The 22,385-nt window shown below is 69.6% G+C and carries 15 protein-coding genes; 8 read left to right on the top strand and 7 right to left on the bottom strand.

The window, feature by feature from the left end; genetic code table 11:
- Positions 1–33: 33 nt before the first annotated feature.
- Both AB5J50_RS20460 and AB5J50_RS20455 read right to left on the bottom strand, forming a co-directional pair.
- On the bottom strand, positions 34–1,209 hold the full coding sequence (locus AB5J50_RS20460) for a winged helix-turn-helix domain-containing protein (protein WP_369259894.1): 1,176 nt from the start codon (positions 1,207–1,209) through the stop codon (positions 34–36).
- 353 nt (positions 1,210–1,562) lie between these two features.
- On the bottom strand, positions 1,563–2,147 hold the full coding sequence (locus AB5J50_RS20455; RefSeq protein ID WP_369259893.1) for a GNAT family N-acetyltransferase: 585 nt from the start codon (positions 2,145–2,147) through the stop codon (positions 1,563–1,565).
- Positions 2,148–2,389: 242 nt separating this feature from the next.
- Between AB5J50_RS20455 and secA the strand changes: the two genes are divergently transcribed.
- Complete coding sequence (gene secA / locus AB5J50_RS20450) at positions 2,390–5,230, top strand: preprotein translocase subunit SecA (protein ID WP_369259892.1); 2,841 nt, start codon at positions 2,390–2,392, stop codon at positions 5,228–5,230.
- Between the two features lie 257 nt (positions 5,231–5,487).
- Here secA and AB5J50_RS20445 read toward each other — a convergent pair whose 3' ends face one another.
- The gene (locus AB5J50_RS20445; RefSeq protein WP_369259891.1) at positions 5,488–6,138 is read right to left on the bottom strand and encodes an Rv3235 family protein; all 651 of its coding nucleotides are present in this window, start codon (positions 6,136–6,138) and stop codon (positions 5,488–5,490) included.
- A gap of 622 nt (positions 6,139–6,760) precedes the next feature.
- On the opposite strand from AB5J50_RS20445, the gene AB5J50_RS20440 reads away from it, so the two are divergent.
- Both AB5J50_RS20440 and AB5J50_RS20435 read left to right on the top strand, forming a co-directional pair.
- Complete coding sequence (locus AB5J50_RS20440; protein WP_369259890.1) at positions 6,761–7,276, top strand: hypothetical protein; 516 nt, start codon at positions 6,761–6,763, stop codon at positions 7,274–7,276.
- A gap of 137 nt (positions 7,277–7,413) precedes the next feature.
- A complete protein-coding gene (locus AB5J50_RS20435) occupies positions 7,414–8,079 on the top strand; it encodes an HAD family hydrolase (RefSeq protein ID WP_369259889.1) in 666 nt (221 codons plus the stop codon).
- A 169-nt stretch (positions 8,080–8,248) separates the two neighbouring features.
- Here the strand turns inward: AB5J50_RS20435 and AB5J50_RS20430 are convergent, their stop codons facing one another.
- The gene (locus AB5J50_RS20430) at positions 8,249–8,815 is read right to left on the bottom strand and encodes a DJ-1/PfpI family protein (RefSeq protein WP_327429176.1); all 567 of its coding nucleotides are present in this window, start codon (positions 8,813–8,815) and stop codon (positions 8,249–8,251) included.
- A 757-nt stretch (positions 8,816–9,572) separates the two neighbouring features.
- On the opposite strand from AB5J50_RS20430, the gene AB5J50_RS20425 reads away from it, so the two are divergent.
- From AB5J50_RS20425 to AB5J50_RS20410, 4 genes are all read left to right on the top strand, one after another.
- Complete coding sequence (locus tag AB5J50_RS20425; protein ID WP_369259888.1) at positions 9,573–14,513, top strand: NAD-glutamate dehydrogenase; 4,941 nt, start codon at positions 9,573–9,575, stop codon at positions 14,511–14,513.
- A 177-nt stretch (positions 14,514–14,690) separates the two neighbouring features.
- Positions 14,691–15,230, top strand: coding sequence for a GtrA family protein (locus AB5J50_RS20420; RefSeq protein WP_369259887.1), 540 nt, complete (start codon positions 14,691–14,693; stop codon positions 15,228–15,230).
- A 37-nt stretch (positions 15,231–15,267) separates the two neighbouring features.
- A complete protein-coding gene (locus tag AB5J50_RS20415) occupies positions 15,268–18,195 on the top strand; it encodes a CDP-glycerol glycerophosphotransferase family protein (RefSeq protein WP_369259886.1) in 2,928 nt (975 codons plus the stop codon).
- Complete coding sequence (locus AB5J50_RS20410; protein WP_369259885.1) at positions 18,192–19,349, top strand: glycosyltransferase; 1,158 nt, start codon at positions 18,192–18,194, stop codon at positions 19,347–19,349. The genes AB5J50_RS20415 and AB5J50_RS20410 overlap by 4 nt, the downstream gene beginning before the upstream one ends.
- Before the next feature lie 166 nt (positions 19,350–19,515).
- Here AB5J50_RS20410 and AB5J50_RS20405 read toward each other — a convergent pair whose 3' ends face one another.
- Together AB5J50_RS20405 and AB5J50_RS20400 are read right to left on the bottom strand one after the other, a co-directional pair.
- Positions 19,516–20,337 (bottom strand): ABC transporter ATP-binding protein, encoded by an 822-nt coding sequence (locus AB5J50_RS20405; protein WP_327435048.1) that lies wholly within the window; start codon positions 20,335–20,337, stop codon positions 19,516–19,518.
- A 4-nt stretch (positions 20,338–20,341) separates the two neighbouring features.
- On the bottom strand, positions 20,342–21,262 hold the full coding sequence (locus AB5J50_RS20400; RefSeq protein ID WP_327429171.1) for an ABC transporter permease: 921 nt from the start codon (positions 21,260–21,262) through the stop codon (positions 20,342–20,344).
- A gap of 160 nt (positions 21,263–21,422) precedes the next feature.
- Here AB5J50_RS20400 and AB5J50_RS20395 point away from each other — a divergent pair, with 160 nt between their 5' ends.
- Positions 21,423–22,073, top strand: a complete 651-nt coding sequence (locus AB5J50_RS20395) for a TetR/AcrR family transcriptional regulator (RefSeq protein ID WP_369259884.1) — start codon at positions 21,423–21,425, stop codon at positions 22,071–22,073.
- Positions 22,074–22,149: 76 nt separating this feature from the next.
- On the opposite strand, the gene AB5J50_RS20390 is transcribed toward AB5J50_RS20395, so the two are convergent.
- Entirely contained in the window at positions 22,150–22,341 is a 192-nt protein-coding gene (locus AB5J50_RS20390; protein WP_369259883.1) for a hypothetical protein, read from the bottom strand.
- Positions 22,342–22,385 lie beyond the last annotated feature (44 nt).

Here is a 22,385-nt window from a genome sequence, read left to right as displayed (position 1 = left end):
CTCGGGCCGTCGGTAGGTCGGCCTCGGCCGTGGTTACGCGAGGGCGCGCGACAGCTCCCTTGTCAGGGGGTCGCGCAGCTCCGGGGCGTCCACTCGTTCCAGGCGTACGTTTGTGCAGTCCACCCAGCTTGCGGCCTCCAGCAGGGCCTGGGCCACCGCCGGGACCGCCTTGGGGCCGTCCAGGGTGACCTGCTTGGCGACCAGGGTGCGGCCCTCGCGGGCGGGGTCCACGCGGCCGACGAGATGGCCGCCGGCCAGGACCGGCATCGCGAAGTAGCCGTAGATCCGCTTCGGCTTGGGTGTGTACGCCTCCAGGCGGTGGGTGAAGCCGAAGATGCGCTCCGTGCGGGCCCGTTCCCAGATGAGTGAGTCGAAGGGTGACAGCAGCGTCGTACGGTGGCGGCCGCGCGGGGCCGTCTCCAGGGCTGCCGGGTCGGCCCAGGCCGGTTTGCCCCAGCCCTCCACCGTCACGGGGACCAGGCCCGAGTCCGCGATGACCGCGTCGACCTGCTCGCCCTTGAGGCGGTGGTAGTCGGCGATGTCCGCGCGGGTGCCGACGCCGAGGGACTGGCCCGCGAGGCGGACGAGGCGGCGCAGGCACTCCGTGTCGTCCAGCTCGTCGTGGAGCAGCGCCTCGGGGATGGCGCGCTCGGCCAGGTCGTACACCCGCTTCCAGCCGCGGCGTTCCGTGCACACCACCTCGCCGTACATCAGGGCGCGCTCGACGGCGACCTTGGTGCCCGACCAGTCCCACCACTCGCTGGTCTTCTTCGCGCCGCCCAATTCCGTGGCTGTGAGGGGGCCTTCGGTGCGGAGCTGTTTGATGACCTGGTCGTAGGTGCCGTCCGGCAGGGCGTGGTTCCAGTGCGGGCGGGATCTGTAGGCGCGGCGGCGGAAGGCGAAGTGGGGCCACTCCTCGACGGGGAGGATGCAGGCCGCGTGGGACCAGTACTCGAAGGCGTGTGTGTCGGTCCAGTAGGCCTGGTCGACCGTTGTGCGGCCTACTGCGCCGAGGCGGGCGTACGGGATGAGTTCGTGGGAGCGGGCGAGGACGGAGATGGTGTCGAGTTGGACCGCGCCCAGGTGCCGTAGGACTCCGCGGACGCCGGACTTGCGGTCCGGGGCGCCCAGGAAGCCCTGGGCCCGGAGGGCGATGCGGCGGGCTTCGTCGGTGGAGAGCTCGGTGGTGGGACGCGGGAGACTCGTCATGCCCACACGGTAGGCGGTGCCACTGACAACGGGGTGGGGCTGGGGTTTGGGGGGCATGGCAGGGGTGGGCGGTGGGTTCTTGGGAGCCGGTGGCTGTGTTGCCCCACGGGGTTTCGCCCCCGCCGCCCCTACCCGTCCCATCCCCCAGGGGCTCCGCCCCTTCGACCCCGGGGGTGGGTTCTTTGGGTGCGGGTGGTGGGGGCTGGGCGCGCCCACGCGGCGGAGCCGCATATCGACACAGCCCCGCGCCCCTTCTGGGGGCTGCGCCCCCAGACCCCCGCATCCGGCCTGAACGGCCTTGTCCTCAAGCGCCGGACGGGCTGGGTGGGGATTGGGGTGGTGCGGGCTTGTCCTCAAACGGCGGACGGGCTGGGTGGTGCCGGCAAATACGGGGCCGTCGACGGCAGGCCCAAGTCCGACGGGAGCAGAGAGCCCACCCAGCAGTCTCGGCGGACGCCTTTGTTGTTGAGGGCGGAGCGGAGGGTGCCTTCCAGGGTGAAGCCGGCGCGTTCGGCGACGGCGCGGGAGGCGGTGTTGCCGACCTCGGCGCGCCATTCGACTCGGTCGACGGACAGGTCTGTGAAGGCCCAGCGGGAGACGGCGACGGTGGCTTCGGTGGTGTAGCCGTTGCCGCGGTGTTGCTTTGCCGACCAGAAGCCGACCTCGCCGACGCCGAGGGAGCGCATGGTGAGGGCGAGCATGCCGACCAGTTCCCCGGAGGGGAGGAAGACCCCGAAGGTGAACATGGAGCCGTCCGCCCAGCCGTCGGGCACCATCTGGTCCGTAAAGCTCAGGGCGTGCTCGCGGAGGTAGGGCGACGGGATCGTCGTCCAGCGCTGGATGTCGGGATCCTGGACGGCGTCGTACACGGTGTCCGCGTCGTGCGGGCCCACGGTGCGCAGGGCGAGACGGTCGGTGGTCAGGGTGACGGGGTCCATCGGCCGATTCTGCTCGGGCAACCGGAAGGGCGCCATTCCTTTGCTGTGAGTGAGATGACCGTTACTTTTCGAAGCGGGAACGCGGCACCTTCAGCAACCCCTGTCCGTTGTCTTAGTGGCTGTCACAGGCAGACCTCCCGGCGCGGTGTGGTCCTCGCTTACGATGGCCGTTGCTCAAGCTGCTATTGAACTGTCATTGAAACCGACCGTCCCAGGCCCGACCGGCAAGGAGACAAACCCCCGTGTCCGTCCTCTCGAAGATCATGCGTGCAGGCGAAGGCAAGATCCTGCGCAAGCTGCACCGCATTGCGGACCAGGTCGCCTCCATCGAAGAGGACTTCGTCGACCTCTCCGACGCCGAGCTGCGGGCCCTCACCGATGAGTACAAGCAGCGGTACGCCGACGGCGAAAGCCTCGACGACCTGCTGCCCGAGGCGTTCGCGACCGTCCGTGAGGCGGCCAAGCGTGTCCTGGGCCAGCGCCACTACGACGTGCAGATGATGGGTGGCGCCGCGCTCCACCTCGGCTACGTCGCGGAGATGAAGACCGGTGAGGGCAAGACGCTCGTCGGCACCCTGCCCGCTTATCTGAACGCCCTCTCCGGAGAAGGCGTCCACCTCATCACGGTCAACGACTACCTGGCCGAGCGCGACTCCGAAATGATGGGGCGCGTCCACAAGTTCCTCGGACTCGAAGTCGGCTGCATCCTCGCCAACATGACGCCGGCCCAGCGCCGTGAGCAGTACGCGTGCGACATCACGTACGGCACGAACAACGAGTTCGGCTTCGACTACCTGCGCGACAACATGGCGTGGTCGCAGGACGAACTGGTGCAGCGCGGCCACAACTTCGCGATCGTCGACGAGGTCGACTCCATCCTCGTCGACGAGGCCCGTACGCCGCTGATCATCTCCGGCCCGGCCGACCAGGCCACCAAGTGGTACGGCGACTTCGCCAAGCTGGTCACCCGCCTGAAGCAGGGCGAGGCGGGCAACTCCCTCAAGGGCATCGAGGAGACCGGGGACTACGAGGTCGACGAGAAGAAGCGCACCGTCGCCATCCACGAGCCCGGCGTCTCCAAGGTCGAGGACTGGCTGGGCATCGACAACCTCTACGAGTCGGTCAACACCCCGCTTGTGGGCTACCTGAACAACGCCATCAAGGCCAAGGAGCTCTTCAAGAAGGACAAGGACTACGTCGTCATCGACGGCGAAGTCATGATCGTCGACGAGCACACCGGCCGTATCCTCGCCGGCCGCCGTTACAACGAGGGCATGCACCAGGCGATCGAGGCGAAGGAAGGGGTGGACATCAAGGACGAGAACCAGACGCTCGCCACGATCACCCTGCAGAACTTCTTCCGCCTCTACAAGCGCCACGACCAGGACGGCAAGGAACTGCCCGGCCTCTCCGGCATGACCGGTACGGCGATGACCGAGGCCGCCGAGTTCCACCAGATCTACAAGCTCGGCGTCGTCCCGATCCCGACCAACCGGCCGATGGTCCGCAAGGACCAGTCCGACCTGATCTACCGCACCGAGGTCGCGAAGTTCGAGGCGGTCGTCGACGACATCGCCGAGAAGCACGAGAAGGGCCAGCCGATCCTCGTCGGTACGACGTCGGTCGAGAAGTCCGAGTACCTCTCGCAGCAGCTGAGCAAGCGCGGTATTCAGCACGAAGTGCTGAACGCCAAGCAGCACGACCGGGAGGCGACGATCGTCGCCCAGGCCGGCCGCAAGGGCGCTGTCACCGTGGCCACGAACATGGCCGGCCGTGGTACGGACATCAAGCTCGGCGGCAACCCCGACGACCTCGCCGAGGCCGAGCTGCGCCAGCGCGGCCTCGACCCCGAGGAGCACATCGAGGAGTGGGCCGCCGCGCTGCCCGCCGCCCTGGAGCGCGCCGAGAAGGCCGTGAAGGCGGAGTTCGAGGAGGTCAAGGAGCTCGGTGGGCTCTACGTCCTCGGCACCGAGCGCCATGAGTCGCGTCGTATCGACAACCAGCTGCGCGGTCGCTCCGGCCGTCAGGGCGACCCGGGCGAGTCCCGCTTCTACCTGTCGCTGGGCGACGACCTGATGAGGCTCTTCAAGGCCCAGATGGTCGAACGCGTGATGTCGATGGCGAACGTCCCCGACGACGTGCCGATCGAGAACAAGATGGTCACGCGCGCGATCGCGTCCGCCCAGTCGCAGGTCGAGCAGCAGAACTTCGAGACCCGTAAGAACGTTCTGAAGTACGACGAGGTCCTCAACCGGCAGCGCGAGGTCATCTACGGCGAGCGCCGCCGCGTCCTGGAGGGCGAGGACCTGCAGGACCAGGTCGTGCACTTCATGGACGACACGATCGACGCGTACATCTCGGCCGAGACCGCCGAGGGCTTCGCCGAGGAATGGGACGTGGACCGGCTGTGGGGCGCCTTCAAGCAGCTCTACCCGGTGAAGGTCACGGTCGACGAGCTGGAAGAGGCGGCCGGTGACCGTGCCGGTCTGACCGCCGAGTTCATCTCCGAGTCCATCAAGGACGACATCCACGAGCAGTACGAGTCCCGTGAGGGGCAGCTCGGCTCCGAGATCATGCGTGAGCTGGAGCGCCGGGTCGTGCTGTCGGTCCTGGACCGTAAGTGGCGCGAGCACCTCTACGAGATGGACTACCTCCAGGAGGGCATCGGCCTGCGCGCGATGGCGCAGAAGGACCCGCTGGTCGAGTACCAGCGCGAGGGCTTCGACATGTTCTCCGCCATGATGGACGGCATCAAGGAGGAGTCCGTCGGCTACCTGTTCAACCTGGAGGTCCAGGTCGAGCAGCAGGTCGAGGAGGTCCCGGTCGAGGACTCCGCGCCTTCCCTCGACAAGGCGGACGTCGTCACGGCGGGTGCGCGTCCCGAGATCCGTGCCAAGGGGCTCGACGCTCCCCAGCGTCCCGACCGGCTGCACTTCTCCGCGCCGACCGTGGACGGCGAGGGCGGCATCGTCGAGGGCGACTTCGCCAGCGACGACGACGACGTCGTGCGCTCCGAGGCGGACGGCCTTACGCGCGCGGAGCGCCGCAAGCAGCAGAAGGGCGCGCGTCGCCGCAAGAAGTGACGGTCGCCGCGCGCGGGCGGTAGCTCCGCCACCGCGCGGTACCCATCGATGACGTAGTGAGGGCCGGGCACCTTCGGGTGCCCGGCCCTCGGCGTTGTCCGGCTGCGGCTCGGCTGTCCGGTGTTGCCCGGGCAGGGGCTCTCAGGCGTGGGCTGCCTGAGTGATGCCTCTCAGGCGTGGGCTCCCTGAGTGGGGGCTCTCAGCCGTCGGCCGCCTGAGTAGGGCTCGCAGGCGTCGGCGCCTTCCTGGGCCGGTGCTCAGTCGTCGTCCGCGCGGGGCATGCGGGGGCCGCCGAGTTCCACCGCCGTGCAGCGCCAGCGGAGGTCGGGGCCCTGTTCGAGGCGGAAGGCCATGGCGCGCAGCTGCTCACCGGCGCCGATGCGGGCGAAGGCTTCGATCGCGCCGGGGCGCGGCTCGTAGTAGCCGATGTCGCGGACGACCGGCCGGGTGCCGCGGGCACGCAGAGGGCCGCGTTCGGCGAGCCAGGCCAGTTCGTCGTAGGCGCGTCCCACGGTGTGGCGCAGCATGCAGTGGACGGGGCGTTGGCCGCTCAGTACGGCGAGCAGGCGGTCGGCGAAGAGGTCGGTGGGGCGGGGCTGGGGCGCGGGCCTGCGGAAGCCTTCGGCGGGGGCGGTGAGGGTCGGGGCTCCGCCGCCCGGTGACGGCGGCACGGTGGCGTCCCTGGGCGGGAGGAGAGGGCTGCCACCGGGGGCCGCGGAGCGCAGCGGGCTGTAGGCGGGCGTCGTACGGGCAGGGCTACGGGCCGGTGCTCCCGGCGCGCGACCTCCTGCCGGTGCCGTCGGCGGTCGGCTTCGCGTCGGCGCCCCCGGCAGGCGACCTCCGCCGGGTCCGGCCGGCGAGTGACCTCCACTCGGCCCTACCGGCGGGCGGCCTCCACTCGGTCCCATCGCCGGGCGGCCTCCACTCGGCTCCATCGGCGGGCGACCTCCACTAGGCCCTACCGGCCGGAGGGTGCCGTCCGGTGCGCCTGGCGGGAGGGTGCCGGGCGGTGCCGTCGCCCGGCCGGTCGTGGGCGGCGTCGTTCGCGAGGTGGCCGTGCCGGGGCGTGGCGGTGGGCTGTCGACCGGGGGCCTGGCGGGGATGCCCGCTCCCGGGGCGCGTGGCGGGGTGCCCGGGCGGCGGGTGTCCTGGCGGCCGGGCGGGCGGCTGCCCGGGAGGCGCTTCGTCCTGGTCATCACCTTGTTCATGTGGCGTCCCCGCTCGCTGGGGCCCGGCAGATACCGGGCGGTAACTTTCGTGTTGGGGATCTTGTACGAGGCGGGAGCGGGCCTCCGCAAGGACGCCGGACGCGCGCCGGAGCGGCCGGGGAGTTCACCTATCAGGGTGGCCCGGAGGTTCGGGAGCCTTGGCGGGAGCGGGGTGTACCGGGTGAATCCGGGGCGCGGGGTGGACGCCACGGAGGGGGCGGCCGGGGATTCGAAAGGGGACGCCCGCACGTATCCTGAAGGCCCTCCCGGGAGGCGCGCCACCGCCCTCCTCGGAGCCCTCCGACTACGAAAGCGGCCAGCCATGCGCGTCTACGTCCCCCTGACCCTCTCCGGTCTCGCCGAGGCGTACAAGACGGGGGAGCTGGAAGCGGGCCCGTTCGTCGCGTACGCCGTCACGCCCGCGTTGCGTGAGTGGTACCTCTCCGACGACATCGAGGAGCTCGAGTACGCGGCGCTGAACCGTGCCGCGCTGGCCTCGCTGCGGCTGCTCGCGGTCGATCCGGGGGTGGTGCGGCGGCGGGTCGTCGTCGCGGTCGACGTCCCGGACGGGGCCGCGGTCGCCGATCCCGACCGGGGGCTCGATCCCGCGGCGCTCGGTGAGGTGCGGGTCTCCCAGCCCATGCCTCTGTCCAAGGCGGCCGCCGTGCACGTCGACTCGACCGATGCCGAGGCGGATGTCACCGCCGCGGCCCAGGCGCTGGGTGCGGCGGACGTCGGGGACGACGACGCCCAGTTCATCGTCGACGGGGCCGAGGACCACGAGCTGCTGTGGTTCGCCACGCAGGAGATTCCCAACCTGGTGGGACTGGGGGACTGACCGGCTCCCGCCTCCCCACTTCCGACCGGCTCCCGGCTGCTCGCGGCCCGGCGCGCACCCACCCCGGCACTCCAGGCGCCCCCAGGTATTTCCAGGCCCCATGGGGCGTTGTCAGTGGCGGCGGGTACGTTCTTGGTATGGGGACGAACGAATCTGCGCACATTGTGTGGGACTGGAACGGCACGCTGTTCCACGACAATGACGCGATCATCGGGGCGACGAACGCGGCGTTCGCCGAGCTGGGGCTGGAGCCGATCACGCTGGAGCAGTACCGGGCGTTGTACTGCGTGCCCGTGCCGAAGTTCTATGAGCGGCTGATGGGGCGGCTGCCGACGGACGCCGAGTGGCAGGTCATGGACGAGACCTTCCACCGCTACTACTCGGAGCACCGGATAGCGTGCGAGCTCACCGAGGGTGTGCCGGCGCTGCTCGCCGAGTGGGGGTCGGCGGGGCGCAGTCAGTCGCTCCTCAGCATGTACGGGCATGACGAACTGGTCCCGCTGGTACGTGGGTTCGGGATCGAGCCGCATTTCATACGGGTCGACGGGCGGACCGGCCCCTCCGGCGGCAGCAAGGCCGAGCACATGGTGCGGCACCTGAGCGCGCTCGACGGTGTGCAGCCGTCCCGCGTGGTGGTGATCGGCGACGCGGCCGACGACGGGATCGCCGCCCGGCATGTGGGTGCGCGGGCGGTTCTCTACACCGGCGGTTCCCACAGTCGCGCCAGCCTGGAGGAGGTGGGCGTGCCCGTGGTGGACAGCCTGGCTGAGGCGGTCGAGGAGGCCGAGCGACTCGCGGCCTGAGCGGAGCCGGAGGGTGACTGGTGGCCTGAGCGGTGGTCTCGTCCCGGTGTGCGGCGAGGCAAGTTACCGCCGTCTCGTCCCGGTGTGCGGCGAGGCAAGCTTCCGCCGTGTCGTTCCGGTGGCGTGGCGGGCCGTCCCCGTGGCCAGGACGGCCGCCACCCCTGTCGAGTCAGGTCACCGGAGCCTTCGCGCGCAGCACCGTCAGGAACTCGCGCATCCAGCCGGAGTGGTCCGGCCAGGCGCGCGCGGAGACCAGGGTGCCGTCGACCACCGCCTCGGCGTCCTGGAAGGTCGCGCCGGCCGCCTGCATGTCGAGTTCCAGCGCGGGGTAGGCCGTGACGCGCCGGCCGCGCAGGGCGTCGACGGCCGCCGTCAGAAGGGGGCCGTGGCAGATCTGGGCCACGGGCCTGTCCGTGTCGAAGAAGGACTTGAGGATCTTGCGGAGCTCGGGGTCGTTGCGGAGGTATTCCGGCGCTCGGCCGCCGGGGATGACGACGGCGACGTAGTCGCCGGGGTCGACCTCCGAGAACGCGAGGTCCGCGGGCCAGGTGTAGCCGGGCTTCTCCGTGTACGTGTCGAAGCCGGGTTCGAAGTCGTGGACCACGAACTGGAGCTGCTTGCGGGTGGGGGCGGCGATATGGACCTCGTAACCCTCTTCGCGCAGGCGCTGGTAGGGGTACAGGACTTCCAGTGATTCCGCCGCGTCACCGGTGACGATCAGGATCTTCGCTGTCATGTCGCTCCGCTCCCGTCAGCTGTGCTTGCGCCTCCGTTGGCCGTCCCGGTCAACGTGCCTCCGCGGGCGGGGCTTGCCAAGGGGCCGTGCGCTTTCCAGTATCCGACGTGGGTGCCGAGCGCGGGAGAGTGCACCGGCCGGAAGGCGCACCGGCCGGCGTACGCCGGGCGCCGTCTTCCGCGGGACGGGCGCCACCCTCCCCGCGGCCCCGCGGGCTCAGGACCCCCAGTACCCGGATGCTCACGCCCACGGCAGTGCCCGGACGCTCACGCCCACGACCGTGCGGGACTGCACGTGTCCGCCCGTTTCGTCCCTGTGCATACTGTCAAAGTTCCACCCCCGGTTTTGTACACATACGGCTCATGACGACCCCCGGGTAGGGGGCGATAGCCTTGTGGCGTGATCAGCGCGATATCTCGCGGGGGCATTGTCGCCCCTGCCCTGCGCCCGGTGAGCACGGACCACATCCGTGACCGGGCGGCGGTCGCTGATCTTCGTGGGCGGGACGGGACGGCGAACGCGGCACACGCGGCACACGCACTCCGGACGCCGAGGACACCCCGGGAACGGACGTCGCCGAGAGCAGCGTCACAGTCTTCAGGGGCGCCGAAATTGGCCGATAACCCACCGCTCATCTCACCTTGCGGCATAGCGTCGGAGCAGACCGGACACCCCGCGTCTCGGCGTTACGTCGGAAGCGAAGAGACCGTACTTCCTTCAACGTCACGCAACGGCGCGCGACAGGAGCCAGAGGACAATGCAGACCAAGCTGGACGAAGCAAAGGCCGAGCTGCTCGAACGGGCCGCCCGGGTAGCTGAGAACAGCCCGGTCGGGGGGCACCTACCGACTGGGACGACGGGCGAGGGCACACCCGACCGGGACACCGTGCTCGCGTTCCTCCAGCGCTACTACCTGCACACCGCCCCGGAGGACCTCACCGACCGAGACCCGGTCGATGTCTTCGGAGCCGCCTTCTCGCACTACCGGCTGGCCGAGAACCGCCCACAGGGCACGGCCAACGTGCGGGTCCACACCCCGACCGTCGAAGAGAACGGCTGGATGTGCAGCCACTCCGTCGTCGAGGTCGTCACCGACGACATGCCTTTCCTCGTCGACTCGGTCACCAATGAGCTTTCGCGGCAGGGGCGCGGCATTCATGTCGTGATCCACCCGCAGTTCGTCGTACGGCGTGATCTGACCGGCAAGCTCATCGAGGTGCTGCCCGGCCGGCCCTCCGCCGAGGAGCTTCCGCACGACACCCACATCGAGTCCTGGATCCACGTCGAGATCGACCGCGAGACGGACCGCTCCGATCTGAAGCAGATCACCGCCGATCTGCTGCGGGTCCTGTCCGACGTCCGTGAGTCCGTCGAGGACTGGGAGAAGATGCGCGACTCCGCGCTGCGCATGGCGGAGGAGCTGCCCAAGGAGCCGACCGCGGACGACCTGCGCGACCAGGAGGTCGAGGAGGCCCGTGAGCTGCTGCGCTGGCTCGCGGACGACCACTTCACCTTCCTGGGGTACCGCGAGTACCAGCTGCGCGACGACGACTCGCTCGCCGCCGTGCCCGGCACCGGACTCGGCATCCTGCGCTCCGACCCGCACCACGCCGGCGAGGACAGCCACCCGGTCAGCCCGTCCTTCGAGCGGCTGCCCGCCGACGCCCGCGCCAAGGCCCGTGAGCACAAGCTGCTGGTGCTGACCAAGGCCAACAGCCGGGCGACCGTGCACCGGCCGTCCTACCTCGACTACGTCGGGGTCAAGAAGTTCGACGAGCACGGCAACGTCATCGGGGAGCGGCGCTTCCTCGGGCTCTTCTCGTCCGCCGCGTACACCGAGTCCGTGCGGCGCGTCCCCGTCGTACGCCGCAAGGTGGACGAAGTCCTCAGGGGTGCCGGGTTCTCGCCCAACAGCCACGACGGGCGCGACCTCCTCCAGATCCTGGAGACGTACCCGCGCGACGAGCTCTTCCAGACGCCCCCCGACGAGCTGCGCGCCATCGTCACGTCCGTGCTGTACCTCCAGGAGCGGCGCCGGCTGCGGCTCTACCTGCGCCAGGACGAGTACGGGCGTTACTACTCCGCCCTCGTCTACCTGCCGCGCGACCGCTACACCACCGGCGTACGCCTGCGGATCATCGACATCCTCAAGGAAGAGCTCAACGGCACCAGCGTCGACTTCACGGCCTGGAACACCGAGTCGATCCTGTCCCGGCTGCACTTCGTGGTCCGCGTCGAGCCGGGCACCGAGCTGCCGCAGCTGTCCGACGTCGACAAGGACCGCATCGAGGCGCGGCTCGTCGAGGCCGCCCGTTCCTGGGCCGACGGCTTCGCGGAGGCGCTGACCGCCGAGTGCGGCGAGGAGCGTGCCGCCGAACTGCTGCGCCGGTACGGCAACGCGTTCCCCGAGGGCTACAAGGCCGACCACAACCCGCGCGCCGCCGTCGCCGACCTGGTCCACCTCGAAGCGCTCACGCGCGACCCGAACAAGGACTTCGCGCTCAGCCTGTACGAGCCGGTGGGCGCCGCGCCCGGCGAGCGCCGTTTCAAGATCTACCGCACCGGCGAGCAGGTCTCGCTCTCCGCCGTACTGCCCGCCCTGAACCGCATGGGCGTCGAGGTCACCGACGAGCGGCCGTACGAGCTGCGCTGCTCGGACCGGACAACGGCCTGGATCTACGACTTCGGGCTGCGCCTGCCCAAGTCCATGAACGGCAACGGCGACTCCCTCGGTGATGACGGCCGTGAGCGGTTCCAGGAGGCCTTCGCCGCCACCTGGACCGGGCAGGCCGAGAACGACGGCTTCAACGCCCTCGTGCTGAGCGCCGCGCTGACCTGGCGGCAGGCGATGGTGCTGCGCGCCTACGCGAAGTACCTGCGTCAGGCCGGTTCCACGTTCAGCCAGGACTATATGGAGGACACCCTCCGCAACAACGTCCACACCACCCGGCTGCTCGTCTCGCTGTTCGAGGCGCGGATGTCGCCGGACCGCCAGCGCGCCGGCGTCGAGCTGACCGACGCTCTGATGGAGGAGCTGGACGCGGCGCTCGACCAGGTCGCGTCCCTGGACGAGGACCGGATCCTGCGGTCCTTCCTCAACCTCATCAAGGCGACCCTGCGCACCAATTTCTTCCAGGAGACGGTGCGCGCCACGCCGCACGAGTACGTCTCCATGAAGTTCGACCCGCAGGCCCTCCCGGACCTTCCGGCGCCGCGGCCGGCGTACGAGATCTGGGTGTACTCGCCGCGTGTCGAGGGCGTGCACCTGCGGTTCGGCAAGGTCGCGCGAGGCGGCCTGCGCTGGTCCGACCGGCGTGAGGACTTCCGGACGGAGATCCTCGGCCTGGTGAAGGCGCAGATGGTGAAGAACACCGTCATCGTGCCCGTCGGCGCCAAGGGCGGCTTCGTCGCCAAGCAGCTGCCCGACCCGTCCGTGGACCGCGACGCCTGGCTGGCCGAGGGCATCCGCAGCTACCGGACGTTCATCTCCGCCCTGCTCGACATCACCGACAACATGGTCGGCGGGGAGGTCGTGCCCCCGGCGGACGTGGTCCGGCACGACGGGGACGACACCTACCTCGTCGTCGCCGCCGACAAGGGCACCGCGACCTTCTCGGACATCGCCAACGAGGTCGCGGAGAGCTACAACTTCTGGCTCGGCGACGCCTTCGCCTCCGGCGGCTCGGCCGGTTACGACCACAAGAAGATGGGCATCACCGCGCGCGGTGCCTGGGAGTCCGTGAAGCGGCACTTCCGGGAGCTGGGCGTCGACACCCAGACGCAGGACTTCACCGTGGTCGGCGTCGGCGACATGTCCGGTGACGTGTTCGGCAACGGCATGCTGCTCAGCGAGCACATCCGGCTGGTCGCGGCCTTCGACCACCGGCACATCTTCATCGACCCGCACCCGGACGCGGAGACCTCGTACGCCGAGCGTCGCCGCCTCTTCGAGCTGCCGCGCTCGTCGTGGGCCGACTACAACAGCGAGCTGATCTCGTCCGGCGGCGGTGTCTTCCCGCGTACGGCCAAGGCCATCCCGATCAACGCGCATGTCCGCGAGGCCCTCGGCATCGAGTCCGGCATCGCCAAGATGACCCCGGCCGACCTGATGAAGGCCATCCTCCAGGCGCAGGTCGACCTGCTGTGGAACGGCGGCATCGGTACGTATGTGAAGTCGCACGCCGAGTCGCACGCCGATGTCGGCGACAAGGCCAACGACTCGATCCGCGTGGACGGCGCCGATCTGCGCGTCCGGGTCGTCGGCGAGGGCGGCAACCTGGGTCTGACCCAGCTCGGCCGGATCGAGTTCGCCCAGCACGGCGGCAAGATCAACACGGACGCCATCGACAACAGCGCGGGCGTGGACACCTCCGACCACGAGGTGAACATCAAGATCCTGCTCAACGCGGTGGTGGCCAACGGCGATCTGACCGTCAAGCAGCGCAACAAGCAGCTCGCCGAGATGACCGACGAGGTCGGCGCCCTGGTGCTGCGCAACAACTACGCGCAGAACGTGGCGATCTCCAACGCCCTCGCCCAGTCCCCGAGCATGCTCCACGCCCAGCAGCGCTTCCTGCGCCATCTGGTGCGCGAGGGTCACCTCGACCGGGCCCTGGAGTTCCTGCCCACCGAGCGGCAGATCCGTGAGCGGCTCAACGCCGGGCAGGGTCTGACCGGTCCGGAGACGGCCGTCCTGCTGGCGTACACGAAGATCACGGTCTCCGACGAGCTGCTCGCCACCTCGCTGCCCGACGACGCGTATCTGCAGAGCCTGCTGTTCGCGTACTTCCCGACCGCGCTGCGCGAGAAGTTCCGTGAGCAGATCGAAGCGCACGCGCTGCGCCGCGAGATCGTGACGACCGTCCTGGTCAACGACACGGTCAACACGGGCGGTACGAGCTTCCTGCACCGCCTCCGCGAGGAGACCGGTGCCTCGCTGGAGGAGATCGTCCGGGCGCAGACAGCGGCCCGCGCGATCTTCGAGTCGAGCAAGGTGTGGGACACGGTGGAGGCGCTCGACAGCATCGTCGCCGCCGACGTCCAGACCCGGATCCGGTTGCACTCCCGCCGGCTCGTCGAGCGCGGCACGCGCTGGCTGCTCAACAACCGGCCGCAGCCGCTCCAGCTCGCCGAGACGATCACCTTCTTCAGTGACGGTGTCGAGCAGGTCTGGTCGGAGCTGCCCAAGCTGCTGCGCGGCGCGGATCTGGAGTGGTACCAGCAGATCTACGACGAGCTGACGGGCGCCGGCGTCCCGGACGAGCTGGCCACCCGCGTGGCCGGGTTCTCCTCCGCCTTCCCGACGCTGGACATCGTCGCCGTGGCCGACCGCACGGGCAAGGACCCGATGGCCGTCGCCGAGGTCTACTACGACCTCGCCGACCGTCTCGGCATCACCCAGCTCATGGACCGCATCATCGAGCTCCCGCGCGCCGACCGCTGGCAGTCCATGGCCCGCGCGTCGATCCGCGAGGACCTGTACGCGGCCCACGCGGCGCTCACCGCGGACGTCCTGTCGGTGGGCAACGGCACCTCGACTCCCGAGCAGCGCTTCAAGGCCTGGGAGGAGAAGAACGCGGCGATCCTCGGGCGGGCCCGCACGACCCTGGAGGAGATCCAGGGCTCGGACTCGTTCGACCTGGCGAATCTCTCGGTGGCGATGCGGACCATGAGGACGCTGCTGAGGACGCATTCGTAGTTCGCACGTCTCGTACGTTTCGTATGTCTTGTACGTCTCGTACATCTCGTACATCTCGTACGTCGATGGGGGCGCCCCCGGTCTTGATGGCCGGGGGCGCCCCCGTTTTCTTGTCGATCTCTGGGAGAAATCGAGCCTGGAATTTACCGATTACTGATAAAAGGGACAATTGTGACTGTGAATCTCTCCGAGGAGCGGACCCGTGTGGGCCGCCAGGCCCTCGCGCCCCCGCAGGCTCCCGCGCCCCGTCAGGCTCCCGCACCGGCGACCGTCCCGCCCGTCACCCCTTCCGGGGTGCTCGCGCGGATTCGGCGGATCGCCCTCGAAGTGGCCAAGTTCGGGGTCGTCGGCGGCAGTGGAGTCGCGGTCAACTTTCTGGCCTTCAATCTTCTCCTGCACGGTCTCAAGTGGGCCCCGATGGCCGCCACGGTCATCGCCAGCTGCGTCGCCATGGCGACCAACTACCTCGGCTTCCGGTTCTTCGCTTACCGCGACCGGGCCTCGCGCACCCGGCGGCAGATCGCCCTGTTCTTCGTCTTCAGCGGCATCGGGGTCGCCATGGAGAGCGCGCTGTTCTACGTCGGCTACCACGGCCTGGGGATGAGCGGCCCGCTCGGCTCGAACCTGGCCAAGGCGGTGTCGATCGTGCTCGCCTCGGCCTTCCGGTTCCTGGTGTACCGGACGTGGGTGTTCGAGCAGGCGAAGCACGGCCGGTAACGAGCCGTCGCCGAGGGTTATGTCTAGTATTAGTGGGATGAATGTGGATCAGCGCCGCCCGCCTGCCGTATCCGAGGCCGTGCCCGCAGAATCCGAGGCGGTACCGGACGTCTCCGTGGTCGTCATCGTCTACAACGACGCCGCCCGGCTCCCCACGGCCGTGCGCTCCGTCCTCGGACAGACGCTGCGCAGCGTCGAGATCGTCATCGTCGACGACCGCAGCACGGACGGCTCGTACGAGGTGGCGCGGGGGCTGGCCGCCGAGCACCCCGACCGTGTGCGCGCCTTCCAGCTGCCGGAGAACAGCGGCGGCTGCGGCGCCCCCCGCAACCATGGCGTCCGCCAGGCCCGCGGCGACTACGTCCTCTTCCTCGACAGCGACGACGTACTGGAGCGCAACGCCTGCCGCAACATGCTGGAGGCCGCCGAGACCACCGGCGCCGACCTCGTCGCCGGCCTGTGCGTGCGGGTGCACGTGGACTCGCGCACGGGCAAGGAGGTCAAGTGGTACCCCTGGCTGTACGAGCGCACCCGCACCCTGGAGTCGATCTCCGAGCTGCCGGACCTGCTGGTCTTCGACACCCTGTCCACGAACAAGTGCTACCGCAGGCGGTTCCTGCTGGACGCGCGCCTGGAGTTCCCGGTCGGGATCCACTACGAGGACCTGCTCTTCTCCGCACAGGCGTACGTGGCCGCCCGCCGCATCACCCTCATCCCCAACCGGGTCTACGACTGGCGGGTCGTGGAGAAACCGGCGGAGGCGGCGGCCAGGTCCATCAGCAACCGGCGTGACGAGATCGCCAACTTCACGCACCGCATGGAGATCCACCGCCGGGTCGACCGGCTCCTCGCCGACAACGGCCTGCTGGAGCTGAAGTTCGCCAAGGACGTCAAGTGGCTCAAGCACGACCTCGTGCTGCATCTGCGCGAACTGCCCTTCCGTGACGCCGCCTACCGGCAGGAGTTCGCGGAGATCGCCCGCGCGTACCTGGAATCGATCGACCGCGCCGCCTTCGACGAGACCGAGCCCATCCACGCCATCTGCGCCTATCTCCTCCAGGTGGGCGACTGGGACAACCTGCTCCCCGCCGTGGACACGCTCACCAACCGCGACAAGATCTCCTCGCCGCTCGTCGAGCGCGACGGCCGCGTGTACTGGTGCGCCGAGCACCTGGACGACCCCTTCGGCCGGCATGTCCTGGACGTCACCGAACTCGGCCACCACGCCAAGCCGGTCGAGAAGATGTTCCTGCGCAACGAGCTGACCTCCTACGAGGAGTCCGAGGAGCCCCGCGGAAAGGTGAGGCTGGCCGGGCGGATCACCAACCCGCTCGGGGTCGTCCCGCCCGGCGCCGGGCTCGCCGGGGAGCTGGAGTTCTACGCCCGCCGTCCGGGCGTGCGCTTCCAGACGTTCCGCTTCCCGGTGGCGAGCGTGCGGCACGAGGGCCGGTCCATCGCCTGGGAGACCTCGGCCGACCTCGCGGCCATCAGACCGCTGGGCATCGTGGACGCCGTGTGGGACGTACGACTCCACCTCGACGTCGACGGCGTACGCACGACGACCCGGCTCACGGTCGCCGCACCCGACCTGGCCGCCGGCTCGTCGCCCGTGCGGCCCCGGCTCACCCGTCTGGTGGCCGACCGCATCGAGCCGATGGTCTCCTCGCGCGGACACCTCTCCTTCCGGCTCGCCCCGGACAAGAAGGCGAACGAGTTCGTCCGGCGGGGTGTGCACGGCCGGGCCGCCACGCTCGCCAAGTCCGGCTACCGCAAGGCCAGGGCGCTGCGCAAGCAGCTCACCTCCGGTGACACCAAACTCAGGCTGTACCACGAGGTGTTCAGCCGGCTGCCGGTCAGGAAGGGCCTCGTCGTCTTCGAGAGCCACCTGGGCCGGCAGTACAGCGACAGCCCCAGGGCGATCTACGAGGAGATGCGCCGCCAGGGCCTGGAGTTCGAGGCGGTGTGGGCGTACGCGGACAGTCCGGAGGGCTTCCCGTCCGACGCCACCCTCGTACGCCGCTGGTCGGTGCCCTATCTCAAGGCGCTCGCGCAGGCCGAGTTCTGGGTCGACAACCAGAGCTACCCGCTGAAGCTCACCAAGCGGCCGCAGACGACGTATCTCCAGACCTGGCACGGCTCCGCGCTCAAGCGGATGGGCTTCGACGAACCCGGGTGGAAGGTCAAGTCCCGTGCGGAGCAGGCCGGGCAGCAGCGCAACCTCGACCGCTTCGACCGGTTCCTGATCCGCTCCGAGCACGATGTGCGCACCCTCGCACGGGCGTTCCGGCTCCAGGAGCGGACGCTGCTGCGGGTGGGCTACCCGCGCAACGACGCGCTCGTCCGGGCCAGGGAGCGGGAGGAGTCCACCGGGCGTCGTGAACGCGGGTCACTCGCCGCCGAGTTGGGCATCCCCGAGGACAAGCAGATCCTGCTGTACGCCCCGACATTCCGGCAGCGCGGCGGCGCGGGACAGCGGCGGTTCGAGCTGCCCTTCGACGTGGAGCGCTTCGCCGACACCTTCGGCGACCGCTACGTCCTCCTCGTCCGCTCTCACTACCTCAACCACGTCGTCCTGCCGCCCTCCGTGCGCGGCCGCGTCGTCGACGTGACGGCGCACCACGACATGACCCCGCTGCTCGCCCTCGCCGACGGCCTGATCACCGACTACTCCTCGGTGATGTTCGACTACGCCCTCCTCGACCGGCCGATGTTCTTCTTCGCCTACGACTACGAGGAGTACGTGCACGAGGGCCGCGGGACCTACTTCGACCTGTTGGAGAGGGCGCCCGGTCCCGTCGTACGCACCGAGGACGAACTGCACACGTCCCTCGGCTCGTTGGAGGAGCAGGCGACCAAGTACGCGGCCCGGCGGGAACAGTTCACCGCCGAGTTCGGCGAGTACGACAAGGGCACCGCGGCCCGGAGCATCGTCGACCAGTTCTTCGCGCAGTGGAGGCGTGGATGACCGAGTATCCGCAGCGGGACATCTTCTTCGTCTCCAACAGTGTCGACGAGCTCGGCGGGGTGACCAGCTGGTCCCACCAGATGGCCCGCCTCTTCACCGAGAACGGCCACCGCGTCCACGTCGTCGGCATCACCGAGCCCGCCGTCGTCCAGGAGCTGGGCGAACTCCCGTACCCCACCACGACGTTGTACGACGTCCACCCGCCCCGCGTGGGCTCCGCGCGCGGCCTCAAGGGGCGGCTCAACGTCGCCGAGCGGAAGCTGCGCGCCGCACGCGCGGCGGGCATGCGGGAACAGGCCGCCAAGCTGACCGCGCTGTTCCGCGCCGCGCACCCCGGTGCCGTCGTGATCGTCACGCAGGTGTGGGCCATGGAGTGGGTGGAGCTCGCCGACACCACCGGCCTGACCGTCATCGGCATGAGCCACGAGTCGTTCCAGTACTGCAGGAAGACCTCGCGCTTCCGGCGGGTGCAGAAGCACTACAAGGACGTCGACCGGATGCTGGTGCTCACCCGCGAGGACGCCGACCGGTGGATCGGGCAGGGCATGAACAACGCGTCCTTCATGCCGAACCCCATCCCGTTCATGCCCGGCGTGCCCTCGCCGCGCACCGAGAACGTCGTCGTCAGCGTCGGCCGGCTGCACGACCAGAAGGGCATCGACATGCTCCTCGACGCCTGGGCCGAGGTCGTGCCGAACCACCCCGACTGGCGGCTGCGTATCTACGGCTCGGGCGAGGACGAGGACGAGGAGATCCTGAAGAAGCAGTGCACCGTCCTCGGCCTCGACGACTCCGTCGACTGGATGGGCCGCACGAGCGACGTCCCGTCCGCACTGCGCGACGCTTCCGTCTTCGTCCTGCCCTCCCGCGGCGAGGGCTTCCCCCTCGCCCTCATGGAAGCCATGGCCACCGCCCTCGCCTGCGCCGCCTTCGACTGCGCCCCCGGCGTCCACGAGATCATCCACGACGGCGAGGACGGCCTCCTCGCCACCCTCGGCAACACCGGCGAACTCGCCCGCCGCCTCGACACGTTGATGTCGGACAAGGCCTTGCGGGACACGATGGGCGACGCGGCGCGCACGAACATCCAGCGCTACAGGGCGGAGGAGATCGTGCGGAGGTGGGAGGAGTTGTTCGCCTTCTTGGAGAGGTAGGAGATTTTCAGGAGCTCCGGGGCCTGAGGTCTCCGCCCCACTGAGGCGCGCCCCAAAGGGGCGCGGGGCTGTGACATTTGCGGCTCCGCCGCGTGGGCGCGCTCAGCCACGAAACAACCCGCAGCCGACAACGCACAGTTCCCCGCACCCCCTACTTCGCCCAGGCCTACTTCCCGGTGAACTTCTCGTACTCCTTCAGCACATCCTCCGTAGGCCCGTCCAACCGCAGTTCTCCCCGTTCCAGCCACAACACCCGGTCACACGTATCCCGGATCGACTTGTTGTTGTGGCTCACGAGGAACACGGTCCCCGCACTCTTCCGCAGCTCCCGAATCCGAGCCTCAGAGCGCTTCTGGAAGGAGCGATCCCCCGTCGCGAGGGCCTCGTCGATCATCAGCACGTCGTGGTCCTTGGCCGCCGCGATGGAGAACCGGAGCCGCGCCGCCATCCCGGAGGAGTACGTCCGCATGGGCAGCGTGATGAAGTCGCCCTTCTCGTTGATGCCGGAGAAGTCGACGATCTCCTGGTAACGCTCCTTCACCTGCTCGCGCGACATGCCCATGGCCAGTCCGCCGAGGTAGACGTTCCGCTCGCCGGTGAGGTCGTTCATCAGGGCCGCGTTGACGCCGAGGAGCGAGGGCTGGCCGTCGGTGTAGATCTTGCCGTTCTCCACGGGGAGGAGGCCCGCGACCGCCTTGAGCAGGGTGGACTTGCCCGAGCCGTTGGTGCCGATCAGGCCGATGGCCTCGCCCCGGTACGCCGTGAAGGAGACGCTCTTGACGGCGTGCACCTTGCGCACCCCGGCCGCCTTCTCGGTCTGCTTGCGACGCAGGATGCGGTTGAGGGCGGCGGTGGCGCTGCCCCGTCCGGCGCCCGTGCCGTTGACGCGGTAGACGATGTCGACGCGGTCGGCGACGACGGTGGGGACACGCGCCTCGGGGGCGTTCGCGGAGGCGCCCGCCGGGGCGTCCTCGTACGTCTTGGTCATGATGTCAGCCACGTCCGTACGTCTCCTCGGCCTTCCAGAAGTAGATGAAGCCGCCGACCCCGGCGACCAGCGCCCAGCCGATCGCCAGCGCCCACACGTGGTGCGGCAGCTGGTGGGCGTGGAAGCTGTCGATGAGGGCGAAGCGCATCAGGTCGATGTAGACGGCGGCCGGGTTGCCTTCAAGCGCGACCAACGCCCAGTGCGGCATGTGGCTGTGCTTGACCGTCGCGGCGATGCTCCACATGACACCGGAGACGTACATCCAGGTGCGGAGCACGAACGGCATGAGCTGCGCGATGTCCGGCGTCTTGGCGCCCATCCGCGCCATGACCATCGCCACGCCCGCGTTGAAGACGAACTGCAGCACCAGCACGGGCACGGCGAGCAGCCACGACGCGCTCACCGGAACGCCGAAGCAGAGCAGGATGACGACCAGCGCGGCCATCGAGAACAGCAGCTGCTGGAGTTGCTGGATGGCGTACGACACCGGCAGCGCGGCCCGCGGGAAGTGCAGGGCGCGGACCAGGCCGAGGCTGCCGGAGATCGCCCGGGTGCCCGCCATGATCGAGCTCTGGGTGAAGGTCCAGATGAAGACGCCGGTGACCAGGAACGGGACGAAGTCCGGCACGCCGTGCTTGGTGCCGAGCAGCACACCGAAGATGAAGTAGTAGACCGCCGCGTTCAGCAGCGGGGTCATCACCTGCCACACCTGGCCGAGCTTCGCCTGGCTGTACTGGGCGGTGAGCTTGGCGGTGGCGAAGGCGGTGATGAAGTGGCGCCGCGCCCACAGCTCGCGGACGTACGCGGGCAGGGTCGGACGGGCGCCGCTGACAGTGAGGCCGTACCGGGCGGCGAGCGCCGCGGCGTCGTCGGTGGGGGAGCCCGGTGTCGCTGTCGGGGGCGGTGTGTGGAGGACCTGGCTCACATCCGCTGCTTTCGCTCGGGGGGTGGAGTGCGCGGGGTCCGTCCTTGACGTTTCTTACGTCGTCCTTGCCGTCTTCTTACGTCGGGACGGGACCGTATCGTCGCAACGGGAGCGTAGGCCTTCTGGCCGTCGGAACGCAACCGTTTCGTCGTAACGGCCTATGCTGGTCCGCATGACGACGAACGCCGATGCGCCCGCGCCTCCCGAGGGGAAGCCGCCGCGCCGCCGGGCCCCCGCCGGGGCGGCCGTCCTCCGGGAGGACGTGACCGAGGCCATCCGCGCCGCCGTCTTCGAGGAACTCGCGGCCGTCGGCTACGCCCGGATGTCCATCGAGGGCATCGCCCGCCGTGCGGGTGTCGGCAAGACCGCGGTGTACCGGCGCTGGCGCTCGAAACTCCACCTGGTGCTCGACCTGGTCTCGGCGGTCGCGGTCCAGGGGCTGCCCGCCCCTGACACGGGCTCCCTGGAGGGCGACCTGCGCCTGCTGTACGAGGTCACCTCGCGCGCGCTGCGCCACCCCGTCGCCGGCCAGATCATCCCCGACCTCCAGGCCGAGGCGGCCCGCAACCCCGAGATCGCGGACGCCATGCAGAAGGCGCTGCGCGAGGGTCAGCAGGGGGTCGCGAGCGGGATCGTCGCGTCGGCGGCAGCGAGGGGTGAGGTGCGCGAGGGCATCGACCTCGAACTCGCGCTCGACCTGATGTCCGGGCCCCTGTACTGGCGGGCGGTCGTGGTCCGCGGGCCGAAGCTGCCGAAGGGGTATCTGGCGAGCCTGGCCAGGGCGACGGCGGCGGCGCTCAAGGCGCTCTGACCGGTTCCGGGTGCTCCGACCGGTTCCGGTCGTGATCTTCTCGGCCGGCCATCTTCCTGGTCAGCCATCTGCCTGGTCAGGCGGCGTGCTGCCCCTGCTTGCCGCCCTTCAGGAGGCTGACGCCCGCCCCCAGCGAGACGACGCCCATGCCGACCGCGGTCATGACGCCCTGCGAGCCGTCGACCACGAACGGGGCCGCCGCGGCGACGACGAGGTTGAACAGGAACAGGAACCAGAGAACGGGCTTCGAGGACATCAGCGACTTCATGGCAGGTTTCCTTCTGGGACGGGGCCCTGCGGGCGGGCCGTGAA

The sequence above is a fragment of the Streptomyces sp. R35 genome (genome assembly GCF_041053035.1).
In the GTDB taxonomy this organism is placed as follows: Bacteria; Actinomycetota; Actinomycetes; order Streptomycetales; family Streptomycetaceae; genus Streptomyces; species Streptomyces lutosisoli.
Note: the sequence above shows the minus strand (reverse complement) of the source record. Positions and strands in the feature narration are given on the sequence as shown.

Bases quoted from the DNA above. Each gene is read 5' to 3' on its own strand.
- AB5J50_RS20440 (WP_369259890.1), top strand. From the start codon at position 6,761: ATGCGCGTCTACGTCCCCCTGACCCTCTCCGGTCTCGCCGAGGCGTAC.
- AB5J50_RS20435 (WP_369259889.1), top strand. From the start codon at position 7,414: ATGGGGACGAACGAATCTGCGCACATTGTGTGGGACTGGAACGGCACG.
- AB5J50_RS20445 (WP_369259891.1), bottom strand. From the start codon at position 6,138: ATGGGACCGAGTGGAGGCCGCCCGCCGGTAGGGCCGAGTGGAGGTCAC.
- AB5J50_RS20390 (WP_369259883.1), bottom strand. From the start codon at position 22,341: ATGAAGTCGCTGATGTCCTCGAAGCCCGTTCTCTGGTTCCTGTTCCTG.
- AB5J50_RS20415 (WP_369259886.1), top strand. From the start codon at position 15,268: ATGAATGTGGATCAGCGCCGCCCGCCTGCCGTATCCGAGGCCGTGCCC.
- AB5J50_RS20425 (WP_369259888.1), top strand. From the start codon at position 9,573: ATGCAGACCAAGCTGGACGAAGCAAAGGCCGAGCTGCTCGAACGGGCC.
- AB5J50_RS20455 (WP_369259893.1), bottom strand. From the start codon at position 2,147: ATGGACCCCGTCACCCTGACCACCGACCGTCTCGCCCTGCGCACCGTG.
- AB5J50_RS20430 (WP_327429176.1), bottom strand. From the start codon at position 8,815: ATGACAGCGAAGATCCTGATCGTCACCGGTGACGCGGCGGAATCACTG.
- AB5J50_RS20395 (WP_369259884.1), top strand. From the start codon at position 21,423: ATGCTGGTCCGCATGACGACGAACGCCGATGCGCCCGCGCCTCCCGAG.
- AB5J50_RS20410 (WP_369259885.1), top strand. From the start codon at position 18,192: ATGACCGAGTATCCGCAGCGGGACATCTTCTTCGTCTCCAACAGTGTC.
- AB5J50_RS20405 (WP_327435048.1), bottom strand. From the start codon at position 20,337: ATGACCAAGACGTACGAGGACGCCCCGGCGGGCGCCTCCGCGAACGCC.
- AB5J50_RS20460 (WP_369259894.1), bottom strand. From the start codon at position 1,209: ATGACGAGTCTCCCGCGTCCCACCACCGAGCTCTCCACCGACGAAGCC.